Here is a 14,040-nt window from a genome sequence, read left to right on the forward strand (position 1 = left end):
CAGTCATCACCGTCGCGGGAGTCGATGGTGTATCGGGGATCGATGGTGATCAGACGAAGACCGACTCGGCGCGAAAACAGAGAAACGCGAGCAGCGCGAACATCACTGCCCGGATCAGGTCGCCACGGCGGCCGTGCACTCGGCCCGCCAGCGGTGTCACGACCGGCAGGACGGCAGCGGCGGTGACGGCGTAGCCGACGAACACCCATGGGCGTGCCGGCGGATCGTCGGTGATCCAGGCGATGAATCCCGTTGCAAGCCATGCCACGACGGCGACGCCGAGCATCGCGACCGCGATCACGGATCGCTCCGCGCGAACGCCGATGAGCGCGCGGCCCATGGCCCATGCTCCCGCGCCCGCGGCCCACACCACCAGCACCAGCGCGACCGATGGGTTCACGCTGCGGCCGCCGCGCGGGCGGCCCTGGCCTGCTTCTTGCGGCGGGCGGTGCCACGACGGAACAGCCATGTGGACACGCCGGTCATCATCAGGGCCAGTGGGGTCAGCCCGAAAGCGAACCACAGTGAACGCCACCACGGGTTCACCGACACCCCGTAGTGCAGCGTCGGCTGCGCCCACTGGTCGATGATCTCGTTCGACACACCCGGCGACACCCCGCTCATCACCTTCACGTCCGCGGCGTCGTGGGCGTCGACGCCGACTGTTCGATTCCCGTGGTACGTCGGGTTGTACTGCCAGAGATCGGCATTCGATCCGTCGCGTCCACGATCGAAGAGTGTGAAGGAGTAGAAGCCGGACGTGTCGGCGGGCAGGGTCACCGCTGTCACCACCGATCCCGGGAACACCGCCGTCGCCGCCGCTGCGGCCTGGGCAAGCGTGATCTCGGGACCGTTCTTGCCCGACGGCGGCATCGTGTACGCGTCCTGCGAGGGTTCGGCGCCTCCGGTGGCCGAGTACCAGATGTCGGCGACGGCGGGGATCTCGAAGTTCATCCCGGTCAGCGCCCAGATGAGCAGGGCCGGTGCGGCAACGATCCCGATCACGTTGTGTAGGTCGTAGTCCCGGGCGAAGCGACCCCGGCCCATGCGGACGCGGAAACCGTGTCGCCACCGACGGATGCCCGGCCACCACAGCACGATGCCGCTGACGGCGAGCACGAGCAGCAGTAGTCCTGCGCCCCCCAGAACAACCGCACCCCAGGTCATGTCCGCGGACGCCGCGAACCCGGCGACGGCGGACCGCTCATTCAGCCATGGCAGGTACCCCGGGTACGCCTCGCAGGTCAGCCCGCAATCGTGCACGTTGATCAGGAATCCGATCACCCCGCCGTAGATGTCGCCGTGGCCGTTGACGTTTCCGGTCCCGGCGTCGACGTAGTAGGCCTCGTTCGACGTGGGGTCGTCGCTGTAGAGAACGTAGACGCCGTCTTTCACCGACGCGTACGTGGTGGAGAAGTCGGGGTCGGCGGTGCGCACCGCGCTGAACGCGGCGTCGAAGCCGATCGGCTGGTCGGTGGCGGTGGTGTGGAACAGGTCCGCGTTGGTGGCCTTCAGCAGTTCCGGCGCGTAGACGAGGGATGCACCGGTGGTGCAGATGATGACCAGCACCAGTCCGAGCACCAACGAGGACCAGCGATGTGTGACGACGAGCCCGCGCCGAATCGGTCTGCGGGACCGTCGCTTTCGCGTCGGTCTCCGATCAGACGATGCGCGAGACGACGACCGGGTCGGCGGGACGGACGCGGGCGGATCGGTCGCGGGATCGAGAACGGCTTCGGACACAGTCGGTGAGGATAGCATTGCCTAACCACGAACGGTTCCCTTGTGCGTCGACCACGACGAACGCCCCCACCGGATCGGCGGGGGCGCGTCGGTCGAGCTCGCGGGTGACTACTTCTTGAGCAGGAAGTACGTCGGCTTGAGCTTGTAGTCCTGGGTCAGCAGTGCACCGAACCGGGTCTCGCGATCGCCGAGTGTGCGCGGATCGCGGGAGAAGTCGCGGATGCTGTAGATGATCGCCGGTCCCGCGTACGGCAGACGCGCGATGAACGCGAGGAGGTCGCGGATCTGATCACGTTGCTGCTCGGGTGTGTTGCCACCTCGGCCCGGACCGTTGCTGGGGGCGCCGATCTCGGTGAACCAGATCTTCTTGTTCGCATCACCGTTGGCGACCATGAGTGCGCGCACCCGGGCGACGTCGGAGATGGCGTTGTCAGGGGCGTTCGCGAACCCGTTGGGGAACACGTACGGGTGCAGAGCGGCGGCGTCGAAGAACGGCCGCGCGCCGGCCTTGTACATGTCGGCGATGAACTGCGGCGGCGAGTCGGTGCCCGAGATGCGGCTCAGACCGGCGGCGATGACGGTCGACTGCGGCTGGATCCGCTTGATCACCGGGTAGCTCGCGCGCAGGAGCTGGGTGTAGCGCTGCGGCTTGTTCGGCACCAGACCGAAGAAGGCCGGCAGGTTCGGTTCGTTCCAGATCTCCCACGTGTTCGAGCTGCCGCGGTAGCGCTGCACGGCCTTGCCGACGAAGTCGGAGAAATCGGTGGCACGAGCCGGCGGGGCGGTACGAAGGATCCCTCCACCCTGGAAGAACGGGGTGAAGGCGATGAGCCCGATGACCCGCAGCCCGCGCGAACGGGCGGCATTCACGACGCGGTCGGTGCCCGACCAGTCGTACACGCCGGGACTCTTCTCGATGGTGCTGCGATCGATCAACACCCGGAACCAACTCGCGTTGGTCTGCGCGACGGTGTTCATCTCACGATCGATGTCCTGCTGGGACAACGTGGTGATCAGGGCGCCCTCGGTGAAGCCGTAACCGGCCGCGGGGACCAGCGGTGCGGCCGACGCCGTCGGTACCGAGAAGAGCGCCAGAGCGATTGCGGAGACCACACCGACGATGAAGACTCGCAAAGAAGAGCGTTGCATGCGGTCATTCTTGCATTGCACGCGCGGATTCCGCGCATCGAGAACCTGTCGTCCGACCGTATGACCGGCCTTGTCGTCTTTGTGGTCTTCGCGGCCCACTATGCCGTCTGCGCTGCACCGACGACGCCGATGTCGATCACCGGGTCGCGCGCGGGGTCGAGCCACTTGAGGACCGAGATCATCGTCGCCTTGTCGATCGCGACACATCCCTGGGTGGGGTTGCCGTCGGTGACGTGCAGGAAGATGCCCGAGGCGTAGCCCGGCCGACGCTGCGGATTGTGGGCGATGTTGACCGCGTAGTCGTAGACCGGACCGCTGGTGTAGAGGTTCTCGCTGTCGCCGCCGGGGCTCGCAACCTGTCGAACGTGGGTGTTGTAGGTGGGTGACGAGGGGAACTCATCCCACCAGTCCTGGATGTCGGACTGGAAGTACGGCATCTTCGTGCCGGGGTTCGCCTGCCGTCCGAAGGCCTGGTCGAAGGCGAAGGTGCCCTCGGGGGTGCGCGGTACGTCGTCCTTCGGGACCCCGATGCCCATCGAGCCCACGAACGCCTTCACCGGTCCGATGACCGGACGCCACACGCCGTCGACCTTGTCGTAGGCGGTCAGCGTCCCGGTGGTGTCCGATCGCTTGGCCACCGAGACGGTGACCATCTGCGTGGTCGACGGGAAGTCGACCGGGCCGGCGACCACGGGGTCGGCGGAGGCGGACGCCGATCCCAGGGCGCCACCGGCGACCACGAGAACCGACAGGGACAGCGCGGTGAGGGCGGACCTCATGCGCAACATTGACCACATACGTAACTCAGACACCAGAGAAGTATGCGAGCACGCCGACCGGTAATCGATATCCGCGCGGTCACAACACAGCAGATATACGGTCACCGATCGGCGTGTGAGCTGGCTTACTCCCCAGCCGCGCTGCCCGGCGCTCAGGCTCCCGGCGCGACTGTCACATCTTTGCCCGCTCGCTGACTACCGCGAGCCCGCTCGCTCCGCTCCCGGCGCTCAGGCTCCCGGCGCGACTGTCACATCTTCGCCCGCTCGCTACGCTCCCGGCGCGAACTCCTCGAGCATCTCGGTGACGAGCGCCGCGATCGGCGACCGCTCCGAGCGGGTGAGGGTGATGTGGGCGAAGAGCGGATGCCCCTTGAGCTTCTCGATCACCGCGGCGACACCGTCGTGACGGCCGACCCGGAGATTGTCACGCTGGGCGACGTCGTGGGTCAACACCACCCGCGAGCCGGATCCCAAGCGCGACAACACCGTCAGCAGGACGTTACGTTCCAGCGACTGCGCCTCGTCGACGATCACGAACGAGTCGTGCAGCGACCGACCGCGGATGTGGGTCAGCGGCAGCACCTCGAGCATCCCGCGGCTGAGGACCTCCTCGATGACCTCGGTCGAGGCCAGCCCCTCGAGGGTGTCGAACACCGCCTGCGCCCACGGGCCCATCTTGTCGGCCTCGCTGCCCGGGAGGTACCCGAGCTGCTGGCCGCCGACGGCGTAGAGCGGACGGAAGACGACCACCTTGCGATGGGTGCGTCGTTCGAGCACCGCCTCGAGTCCCGCGCACAGCGCCAGCGCCGACTTGCCGGTACCCGCCTTGCCGCCGAGAGACACGATGCCCACGCTCTCGTCGAGCAACAGGTCGAGTGCGACGCGCTGTTCGGCCGAACGCCCGCGCAACCCGAACGCCTCGCGCTCGCCGCGGACGAGCTGGACCTGCTTGTCGGCGTTCACCCGACCCAGTGCGCTCGAGGAGCCCCCGAGGAGCCGAACGCCGGTGTGGCACGGCATCTCCCGCGCCGCGTCGATGTCGGTCACACCCTCGGCGAACAGCCTGTCGATGTCGCCGGAATCGACCTCCACCTCGGCCATCCCCGACCATCCCGACACCACCACGTCCTGCGCGTGGTACTCGTCGGCGGCGAGACCGACCGCACCGGCCTTCACCCGCAGCGGGGTGTCCTTGGAGACCAACACGACGTCCTTGCCCTCGGCGCGGAGGTTCAACGCGCAGGCGAGGATTCGCGAATCGTTGGTGTCGGTGCGGAACCCGGCCGGCAGCACGGCCGGATCGGTGTGGTTGAGCTCGACCTGCACGGTGCCGTCCTCGTCACCGATCGGGACCGGCAGATCGAGCCGGCCGTGCTCGAGACGGAGGTCGTCGAGCATCCGCAACGCCTCGCGCGCAAACCATCCCAGCTCGTGGTGATGCCGTTTGCCCTCCAGCTCGCTGATCACCACCAGCGGAAGGATGACGCGATGCTCGGCGAATCGCGTCACCGCCCACGGGTCGGACAGCAGCACAGAGGTGTCAAGGACATAGGTGCGTGTGGTCACGAAGGGCTCCTCGGCCGGCGCGGCTCCCGCGCAGGCAGTTTCGACAGGACCGGGCCGGTACAGGGACCGGGGCCGGTCCCCTCGCGGTGTGTGACCAAACCACGAATAGAACCTCCCGGACGAACCACTTCCCCGCGGTCCGTCACTGCTGAACGTACGCCCGGCGCGGCCGACTTTCGCGGCAGGCGGGGCCGCGTGTTCGTGAACAACGCGTAACGCGCCACCGACCGCCGTTCGGCCGGTGTTCACACCGGCCGGTACGCGGGAGTCGATCTTCACGAACAGGTCATCGACGCGTCGTACGCAGGTCGCGAGCGGTCCAGCACGGGCTGGTCGGGTTGTACGCATGAGCAACCGTCTCTCCGCATCGTCGCGCGACGTCACGAACATCACCGTCGGCCCCGACAAGACCCTGCATGCGGGTGTCTCCCGACGCCGCTTCCTCACCTGGACCGGCGTCGCCGGTGCACTGGCCTTCACGCCCGGTCTCGTCGCCGACGCCGCGCCGATCGGCGTGTCCCCCGCACGCGGCGACCATCTCTTCACCCTGGGAGTGGCCTCGGGCGACCCGCTCCCCGACGGCGTGGTGCTGTGGACACGACTGGCCGCCGACCCCCTGGCCCGCGGCGGTGGGATGGGACAGCGACCCGTGCTGGTCGAGTGGGAACTCGCCGGCGACGAGGCGATGCGGTCGGTGCTGCGCCGCGGCGTGGCCCTCGCGACCGCGGCCGACGGACACAGCGTGCACGTCGACGTGCGCGGACTCGCGCCCGCGCGCGACTATTTCTACCGATTCCGCGCCGACGGCCACGTCTCCGACGTCGGCCGCACCCGCACCGCGCCGGCGCCCGGATCACCGCTCGCAGCACTGACGTTCGCGTGGGCGTCGTGCCAGTCGTGGGGTGACGGATACTTCAACGCGTTCGCCGACATGGCCGCCGCGGCACCCGATGTCGTGTTCCACCTCGGTGACTACGTGTACGAGAAGGGCATCGTCGGCAGCGGACGTCGCACCTCGGTGGCCCTGCCCGAATCGTGCGCGCGGGAGATGATGGCGCTCGACGACTACCGTGACCGCTACGCGCTGTACAAGCTCGATCCCCAACTGCAGCAGGCGCATCGGGCCAGCCCGTTCATCACCGTCTTCGACGACCACGAGGTGGAGAACAACTGGGCGGGTCCGATCTCGGAGGACAACGCACCGATCCCCGAGTTCCTCCTCCGCCGCGCCGGCGCGATGAAGGCATGGTGGGAGAACACCCCCGTGCGTGCCGCCCAACGCCCTCGTGGTGCCGACGTGCAGGCCTACCGACGCTTCGACTTCGGCGATCTCGCGCGGTTCAACGTCCTCGACACCCGCCAGTACCGCAGCGATCAGGTCAACGGCGACAACGATTCCCCGCAGGACGCGCAGACCGCCGACCCTCGTCGCACCATCACCGGTGCGCGGCAGGAGAAGTGGATCCTCGACGGCCTGGGCAACAGCGGGCGTCGGTGGAACGTGCTCGCCCACCAGACGACCATCGCCGACCTCGCGCGACAGGTCGACGGTCACCGTGTGGTGAGCATGGACGGCTGGAGCGGCTACGAGGCGTCGCGGGCACGCATCCTCGACGGCGCGCGGCAGCGGGGTGTCCGCAACCTGGTGTCCATCGTCGGCGACATCCACCGCAACGTGGTCTCCGACCTGCGGTCGAGCTACACCCGCGAATCCCCCACGGTGGGAATCGAACTCGCGGGGACATCGATCGCTTCGGGCAAGGACGGCGCCGACAGCGACGCGTCGGACAAGCTGCTCAAGGCCGCCTCACCCCACGTACGGTTCGGCAACGCCCAGCGCGGCTACGTGCTCAACCGCGTCACGCGGACGCAGTGGGAGGCGGAGTTCCGGGTCGCCGATTCGATCGCCGACCCGCGGACCACGCTGCACCGTCGGGCGACGATCACCATCCCCGACGGTCGTTCACGCGCCGACGTGTCGGCCTGACCGGAGCGTGACGCCCGCGGGCGTCAGCTGTCCGCGCGGGTGAGCAGCTTCTGACGGGCCGCCTCGGCGGAGTCGGAGAGTCCGTCGAGCGAACGCAGACCGAGTTGCTCGACCAGGGTCTTCGCGACACCGACCAGAACCGACTCGTCGCCGTAGTCGGCGATGAGGGCCTGCTCGGCCTCGAAGCCGGAGATGTCGGCGCCGATCGGGACGGCGTTGTCGAGAGCGGTGGCCACCGCGATGACGGTGGCGTCGGGCTGGGCGTTGAGCGTCGCGTTGAGGAACGCGGCGAACGTCGACGCCTGGATCTCGTCGTCCTTGGCCACGTTGCGCAGGATCCCGGCGAGACTCTCGGTCTCGACCTTCTCGGCCAGACGGTTCGCGAACGCGACGCTCTGGTTCTCGTGGACGGCCATCGTGGCGAGGACGTACGCCGGCGACATGGTGCGCGACTCGGGGTTCTGCTGGTAGCCCTGCGTGACGTGCGACAGGCGCAGCGCCTCGACCCGCTCGGGATCGACCTGGCGTGTCACCACGAGGTGGTCACGCAGCGCGATGGAGTGGCGGTTGTCCTCGGCGGTCCAACGCCCGACCAGCGCACGCCATTCGGAGAAGGGCGGGAAGTGGATCCCCAGGACGCGGTGGAACGACGGCAGGTTCTCCTTGGTCATCAGCAGAGCCAGCACCGCCGCGCGGACCTCGTCGGACATCGTCGACTCGCCGGGCTCCCAGTCGTCGCCCCCGAGGAACGAGAAGTTGCGGCCCTCGTCCCACGGCACGAGGTCGTGCGGGTTCCACGTGATCGAGTTGTTCTCGTGTTCCTCGGCGATCTCAGGCAGCGCCTTCTCGAGGACCATGATCAGTTCGTCGTCGGCGATTGAAGTCACGCTGGTCAGGATAGTGACTGCCCGTGCGGGAGGGAAACGAACCCCGTCCTCTAGACGCGCGCAGGGGTGCTGAGCATCCCCCAGTCCTCGAGTCCGTCGTAGAGCGGGAAGTCCAGTGCCAGCTGCGACACGCGGCTGCGCAGCGCGGTGACGTCGGCGTCGGTGCCCGCGGCGAGCGCGGTGCCGATGATGTCGGCGACCTCGGTGAACTGCTCGGTGCCGAACCCGCGGGTGGCCAGGGCCGGGGTGCCGATCCGCAGTCCGGAGGTCACCATCGGCGGGCGGGGATCGAACGGCACGGCGTTGCGGTTGACGGTGATCCCGACCTGGTGCAACAGGTCCTCGGCCTGCTGGCCGTCGAGTTCGCTGTTGCGCAGATCGGCCAGCACGAGGTGGACGTCGGTGCCACCGGTGAGCACCGACACCCCCGCGCCGGCGACGTCGGCACCGGTGAGTCGGTCGGCGAGGATGCGCGCGCCCTCCAGGGTGCGGCGCTGACGCTCGGCGAACTCCTCGGTCGCGGCGATCTTGAACGTGACCGCCTTGGCCGCCACGGCGTGCATGAGCGGCCCGCCCTGCTGGCCGGGGAACACCGCGGAGTTGAGCTTCTTGGCCCACTCCTTCTTGGCGAGGATCAGACCCGAGCGGGGGCCACCCAGGGTCTTGTGGACGGTGGTCGACACCACGTCGGCGTAGGGCACGGGCGACGGGTGCACACCGGCGGCGACGAGTCCGGCGAAGTGCGCCATGTCGACCCAGAGCAGTGCGCCGACCTCGTCGGCGATCGAGCGGAACGCCTCGAAGTCGAGGGTCCGCGGGTAGGCCGACCATCCTGCGACGATGACCTTCGGCTTGTTCTCCACCGCGATCGACCGGACCTCGTCCATGTCGATGCGGAAGTCCTCCTTGCTCACGCCGTAGGTCGAGATGTCGTAGAGCTTGCCCGAGAAGTTCAGGCGCATCCCGTGGGTGAGGTGCCCGCCGTGGGCGAGGTCGAGACCGAGGAGCTTCTCGCCGGGCTCCATCAGCGCCATGAGCACCGCGGCGTTGGCCGAGGCACCCGAATGGGGCTGCACGTTGGCGAACTCGGCGCCGAACAGCGACTTCGCGCGGTCGCGGGCGATGTCCTCGACGACGTCGACGTATTCGCAGCCGCCGTAGTAGCGACGGCCCGGATATCCCTCGGCGTACTTGTTGGTCAGGACACTGCCTTGGGCCTGCAGCACCGCACGCGGCACGAAGTTCTCCGACGCGATCATCTCGAGCGTGTCGCGTTGACGGCTGAGCTCGCCGTTCATCGCCGCGGCGACGTCGGGGTCGAGTTCGGCCAGGGACGCGGAGGTCACATCGTGGGCGGTCATGCGCCCAGTCTATTGCGCCAATTCGGTCCGCAGGGCCGCCGGGGTCAGCGGCTCGTCGAGCAACCGACCGAAGCGGGCCGAGCGTGCGGCCACCGACGTCGCACCCGGCCCGTGCTCGAGCCATTGCGCCAGCAGCCGGTACCCCTCGACGTAGGTGCTGATGTAGGCCCGCCACAGCGGCGAGGACAGGAAGCGCAGCATCTGTCGCGCCCGGGCCGGCGACGCGAGGAGCCAGGTCTGCAGGTACTGCGCGACGGTGTCGCTGTCGCGACCGCGGTCGTGCAGCAGCAGCGCCGCGTCCTGTCGGACCCCGAGCAGGCCACCGGTGGCCGTCGCGATGCGCTGGGCCCGCTCGCCGTCGAACCGCAGACCGAGATCGGCGTAGATCTCCTGCGCCCACAGCCCCCAGTCCGGACCGATCGCCGCGGTCAACGCGTGGTCGGCGAGGCCCTCGGCCATCAAGCACTGCGGGGTGTTGACCAGGAAGATCGTCTGCTCGCGCTGCCCCGACCCGACGAGCAGCTGCTCCTTGCGGCAGTGCTCGGTGTGGTGGCCCGGATAGGCCTCGTGGGCGATGAGGTGCGGCAGCGACGCCATGTGCTGGGTGAGATCGGAGTTGATCGCGACCTTCGAGCGGTAGTCACCGAGGTAGTAGTTGAAGCCCGACCACGGCTTGTCGCCCACCACCTCGAAATCGACGACCTCGGAGTCGGGTAGTGGGTGATCGGCCCGGACCCGTTCGCGCAGAGCCGAACTGAACGCCGACACGCACTCGTCGAGTCGGTCGGCGGGGATCTCGTCGGCGGAGCGGTGCGCGGCGTAGCGCTCGGCGAGATCGCCGCGTCCGGCCAGCACCTCGTCGAGCGCACTGTGGGATGCCCGGTAGGTGTCGGGGTCACCCATCGCGATGTCGACGTCGAAATAGTGCGACACCTCCTCGACGAACCCGATCTCCTCGCCGGCGAACCGTCGGGCCGAACACTCCATCGCGCGCAGGTGCGAGGCGACGAAGTCGCGCCGGGCGGCGGGCAGATCCGACGCCGCCACATCGGAGCGCAGTCCTCGCACCCGACGGGCGAGCTCCGCGGGGTCGGGGGCGGCGTCGCGCTGCGACTGCACACGCAGCTGCGGATCACCGGTGTAGGCGTCGACGAAGCCCTCCTCGAGGCGGTCGAACGCCAGGCCCGCACGCAGGTAGTCGGTGATCAGCGACTCGGAAGCAGTGGCGTCATCCATGCGGGCGACGCTACCGGGCCACCCCGGGGTGTCGGTTCGTCGTCACGTTCGCGACACTTGTCCCCATGCCGCGCGCACTCGGGATCGAGCGACTCCCCTCCAGGCCTCCTCGCCAGGCGACATCGCCGACCACACGGCGATCAGGGATGCGGGTCCGGCGGTCAGGGGTGGCGTGTCCCGCGTGACCGAACCCAGCCCGTACATCGAGCTGGACCGCGCCCAGTGGCGGCAGCTGCGTCAGTCGGTGCCGTTGGCGATGAACGAGGAGGAACTCCGCGGTCACCGGGGTCTCGGCGAGCAGATCGATCTCTCCGAGGTCGCCGACGTCTACCTGCCCCTGTCACGACTGATCCATCTCCAGGTGGCCGCGCGGCAACGCCTGTTCGCCGCCACGTCGACGTTCCTCGGCGAGAGCCAGCCCGAACGCCAGGTGCCGTTCGTGATCGGGGTCGCCGGCAGTGTGGCCGTGGGCAAGTCGACCACCGCGCGCGTGCTGCAGGCGCTGCTGTCGCGCTGGGACGCCCACCCGCGCGTCGACCTGGTGACCACCGACGGCTTCCTCTACCCCACCAAGGAGCTCGAACGCCGGGGCATCATGCACCGCAAGGGTTTTCCCGAGTCCTACGATCGACGCGCACTCCTACGATTCGTCACCGAGGTCAAATCCGGTGCGGCCGACGCCGCCGCACCGGTGTACTCCCACCTCACCTACGACATCGTGCGCGGCGAGCGACATCACGTGCGCCAACCCGACATCCTCATCCTCGAGGGCCTCAACGTCCTGCAGACCGGGCAGCGGCTCATGGTGTCGGACCTGTTCGACTTCTCGGTCTACGTCGACGCCCGCATCGAGGACATCGAGGACTGGTACGTGCACCGTTTCCTCGCGATGCGGTCGACCGCCTTCGCCGACCCGAACTCGCACTTCCACGCGTACTCGTCGCTCTCCGACGCCGCGGCCACGCAGGCCGCGCACGACCTCTGGCACGGCATCAACCTGCCGAACCTGGTGCAGAACATCCTCCCGTCGCGTCCGCGCGCGACGCTGGTGCTGCGCAAGGACGCCGACCACTCGATCAACAGGGTCCGGCTGAGAAAGATCTAGGTGGCACGCGTGCGGGGTGTGTCTCAGCGGCCGAAGCGACGGCTGCGCGCAGCGTAATCACGCAGTGCGCGAAGGAAATCCACGCGCCGGAACTCGGGCCAGTAGGCATCGGTGAACCAGATCTCGGAGTACGCGCTCTGCCACAGCAGGAATCCCGAGAGTCGCTGTTCCCCGGAGGTCCGGATCACGAGGTCGGGGTCGGCCTGCCCCTTGGTGTAGAGGTGCGCATCGATCGCCTCGACGCTGACCGCCTCCACAAGATCGTCCACATCGGCACCCTCGGCGACCCGATCGGCCAACAGCGACCGCACCGCGTCGACGATCTCCTGTCGACCGCCGTATCCGACAGCCACGTTCACGTGCATACCGGTGCGGTCGATGGTGCGCTCCTGCGCGGTCTTCAACCGCCGGGCCACCTGCTCGGGCAGCTGGTCGAGGGTGCCCACGATCCGCACCCGCCACTGCTCGTCGGGGGTCGCGATCTCCTCGACGATGTCGGGGACGATCTCCATCAGCGCCTCGAGTTCATCGGAGGCGCGCTGGAGGTTCTCGGTGGAGAGCAGGTAGATGGTGACGGTCTCGATGGACAGTTCCGAACACCAGCGCAGCATCTCGGCGATCTTCTGGGCGCCCACGCGGTGACCGTGACTGACGTCCTCGAACCCCGCCTCGCGAGCCCACCGCCGGTTGCCGTCGCAGATGATCGCGATGTGCCGGGGCAGCCGCTGCGTGTCCATGAGCTGGACGAGGCGACTCTCGTAGATCCGGTACATCGGTCCGCGGACACCGGTCGGGATCAGTCTCACGACATCGGACCCTCGGCGGTGGAGTCATCACGGGTCGCCTTCACGGAACGGAAGACTACTCGCCCTGCCTGGGTGTCACCGGAACCATCGGATCGGCAACCTACGCTACCGTAGGTTTCACGCCGTACGATCACCCCGACGGAAGGCGGCACCCATGGTGACCGAGCAGTTCTCGACGGATCGTCCTCCCGCAGGGCGATCCCCCGGGCACGACCCGGCGAGCACGTACGCCCACGACGTCGCCGAGTTGTCGGTGCTCGCCGACCTGAGGCCACGCATGCGGGGCTGGATCCACCTCTACTCGGGGTTCGTCGCCATCGTCACCGGCGCGACGCTCGTCTCGGTCTCGTGGGCGCTCGTCGGCCCGGTCGCCGCCGCGGCGTGCGGCCTCTACGCACTCACCGTGTGCGGCGTCTTCGGGGTCAGCGCCACCTACCACCGGGTGAACTGGTCGACCGCGCGTGCACGCGTCTGGATGAAACGCGCCGACCACTCGATGATCTTCATCTTCATCGCCGGTAGCTACACGCCGTTCTGCGTGCTGGGTCTCACCGCGCCGGCGAAGTGGATCGTCCTGGCCGTGGTGTGGTCGGGCGCCGCCGCAGGGGTGACCCTGAAGATGGTGTGGCCCCGCGCACCTCGCTGGGTCGGGGTGCCGCTGTACCTGCTTCTGGGATGGACCATCGTCGCCGTGCTCCCCCAGCTGCTCGACCGCACCGGGGTCGCGGTGGTCGTTCTCCTCGCCGTCGGTGGGTTCTTCTACAGCGTGGGCGCCATCCTCTATGCGACACAGTGGCCCGATCCGTGGCCGTCGACCTTCGGCCACCATGAGTTCTTCCACGCGGCCACCGTCATAGCGGCGCTCGTGCACTACATAGCCGTGTGGCTCGTGGTGTTCACGGTCGGTTGAGTCGCCCGGCTCGGGCTCGCCGTTCGTCGCCACCTGCGGCGTAGCGGCTGGTCACGGCGATCCGGTTCCAGGTGTTGATCATGATGACGGTGGCGAGGAGCTGACCCATGGTGTGGGTGTCGAAGTGTTCGGCGGCGCGCGCGTAGACGTCGTCGGGCACCCCGCGGTCGCCGAGGCGGGTGACGGCCTCGGTGAACTCGAGGACCGCCATCTCCTGGGCCGTGAAGAAGTGGGGCGCCTCGCGCCACACGGCGACCATGTGCAGCTTGCTGTCGGACACACCCAGGGCGACCGCATCGGAGACGTGCATGTGCAGGCAGTAGGCGCAGCCGTTCAACTGCGAGGCCCGGATCTTGATCAGTTCGGCGAGTTCGGCGTCGACGCCGTCCGCCGCCGCGGCCTGCAGGGCGACGAGTGCTTCGTAGACCCTGGGATTGGTCGCCGGGATGGCCACTCGCCGGCTGGGCGCAGAGTGTGCGTCTGTGGTCATGCGAGCCACGCTAGGGACCGA

Annotated in this window: 13 protein-coding genes; 3 read left to right on the forward strand and 10 right to left on the reverse strand. The window is 68.4% G+C overall.

Translation table 11 applies throughout. From position 1 onward, the window contains the following. Nucleotides 1-49: 49 nt before the first annotated feature. From ASG12_RS15635 to ASG12_RS15655, 5 genes are all read right to left on the reverse strand, one after another. Complete coding sequence (locus ASG12_RS15635) at nucleotides 50-469, reverse strand: hypothetical protein (protein WP_235457147.1); 420 nt, start codon at nucleotides 467-469, stop codon at nucleotides 50-52. After that, nucleotides 397-1,581, reverse strand: a complete 1,185-nt coding sequence (locus ASG12_RS15640; protein WP_235457150.1) for a PepSY-associated TM helix domain-containing protein — start codon at nucleotides 1,579-1,581, stop codon at nucleotides 397-399. The genes ASG12_RS15635 and ASG12_RS15640 overlap by 73 nt, the downstream gene beginning before the upstream one ends. Nucleotides 1,582-1,851: 270 nt before the next feature. Next, nucleotides 1,852-2,856, reverse strand: coding sequence for a hypothetical protein (locus tag ASG12_RS15645; RefSeq protein WP_055791525.1), 1,005 nt, complete (start codon nucleotides 2,854-2,856; stop codon nucleotides 1,852-1,854). Nucleotides 2,857-2,990: 134 nt separating this feature from the next. Further along, nucleotides 2,991-3,671 (reverse strand): L,D-transpeptidase family protein, encoded by a 681-nt coding sequence (locus ASG12_RS15650; RefSeq protein ID WP_082502055.1) that lies wholly within the window; start codon nucleotides 3,669-3,671, stop codon nucleotides 2,991-2,993. 267 nt (nucleotides 3,672-3,938) lie between these two features. Beyond that, nucleotides 3,939-5,237: a PhoH family protein gene (locus ASG12_RS15655; protein WP_055791528.1), complete on the reverse strand. Its 1,299-nt coding sequence runs from the start codon at nucleotides 5,235-5,237 to the stop codon at nucleotides 3,939-3,941. A gap of 346 nt (nucleotides 5,238-5,583) precedes the next feature. On the opposite strand from ASG12_RS15655, the gene ASG12_RS15660 reads away from it, so the two are divergent. Beyond that, nucleotides 5,584-7,224 carry an alkaline phosphatase D family protein gene (locus tag ASG12_RS15660; protein ID WP_055791531.1) on the forward strand — a complete coding sequence of 547 codons (1,641 nt, stop codon included), beginning with the start codon at nucleotides 5,584-5,586 and terminating at the stop codon, nucleotides 7,222-7,224. A gap of 23 nt (nucleotides 7,225-7,247) precedes the next feature. Here ASG12_RS15660 and ASG12_RS15665 read toward each other — a convergent pair whose 3' ends face one another. The 3 genes from ASG12_RS15665 to ASG12_RS15675 are packed head-to-tail and all read right to left on the reverse strand — an operon-like array spanning nucleotide 7,248 to nucleotide 10,708. Further along, a complete protein-coding gene (locus ASG12_RS15665; RefSeq protein ID WP_055791533.1) occupies nucleotides 7,248-8,111 on the reverse strand; it encodes an acyl-ACP desaturase in 864 nt (287 codons plus the stop codon). Between the two features lie 50 nt (nucleotides 8,112-8,161). Next, the gene (gene glyA, locus ASG12_RS15670; RefSeq protein WP_055791536.1) at nucleotides 8,162-9,472 is read right to left on the reverse strand and encodes a serine hydroxymethyltransferase; all 1,311 of its coding nucleotides are present in this window, start codon (nucleotides 9,470-9,472) and stop codon (nucleotides 8,162-8,164) included. 9 nt (nucleotides 9,473-9,481) lie between these two features. Further along, nucleotides 9,482-10,708 carry a hypothetical protein gene (locus ASG12_RS15675; RefSeq protein ID WP_055791539.1) on the reverse strand — a complete coding sequence of 409 codons (1,227 nt, stop codon included), beginning with the start codon at nucleotides 10,706-10,708 and terminating at the stop codon, nucleotides 9,482-9,484. A gap of 172 nt (nucleotides 10,709-10,880) precedes the next feature. On the opposite strand from ASG12_RS15675, the gene coaA reads away from it, so the two are divergent. Next, nucleotides 10,881-11,813, forward strand: a complete 933-nt coding sequence (gene coaA / locus ASG12_RS15680; protein ID WP_045822052.1) for a type I pantothenate kinase — start codon at nucleotides 10,881-10,883, stop codon at nucleotides 11,811-11,813. A gap of 23 nt (nucleotides 11,814-11,836) precedes the next feature. On the opposite strand, the gene ASG12_RS15685 is transcribed toward coaA, so the two are convergent. Further along, on the reverse strand, nucleotides 11,837-12,619 hold the full coding sequence (locus tag ASG12_RS15685; protein ID WP_055791543.1) for an isoprenyl transferase: 783 nt from the start codon (nucleotides 12,617-12,619) through the stop codon (nucleotides 11,837-11,839). A gap of 154 nt (nucleotides 12,620-12,773) precedes the next feature. On the opposite strand from ASG12_RS15685, the gene trhA reads away from it, so the two are divergent. After that, nucleotides 12,774-13,529 carry a PAQR family membrane homeostasis protein TrhA gene (trhA, locus tag ASG12_RS15690; protein ID WP_082502056.1) on the forward strand — a complete coding sequence of 252 codons (756 nt, stop codon included), beginning with the start codon at nucleotides 12,774-12,776 and terminating at the stop codon, nucleotides 13,527-13,529. On the opposite strand, the gene ASG12_RS15695 is transcribed toward trhA, so the two are convergent. Further along, nucleotides 13,516-14,019 (reverse strand): carboxymuconolactone decarboxylase family protein, encoded by a 504-nt coding sequence (locus tag ASG12_RS15695; protein WP_055791545.1) that lies wholly within the window; start codon nucleotides 14,017-14,019, stop codon nucleotides 13,516-13,518. The genes trhA and ASG12_RS15695 overlap by 14 nt on opposite strands. Between the last annotated feature and the right edge of the window lie 21 nt (nucleotides 14,020-14,040).

It is taken from the genome of Williamsia sp. Leaf354 (assembly GCF_001424365.1).
In the GTDB taxonomy this organism is placed as follows: domain Bacteria; phylum Actinomycetota; class Actinomycetes; order Mycobacteriales; family Mycobacteriaceae; genus Williamsia_A.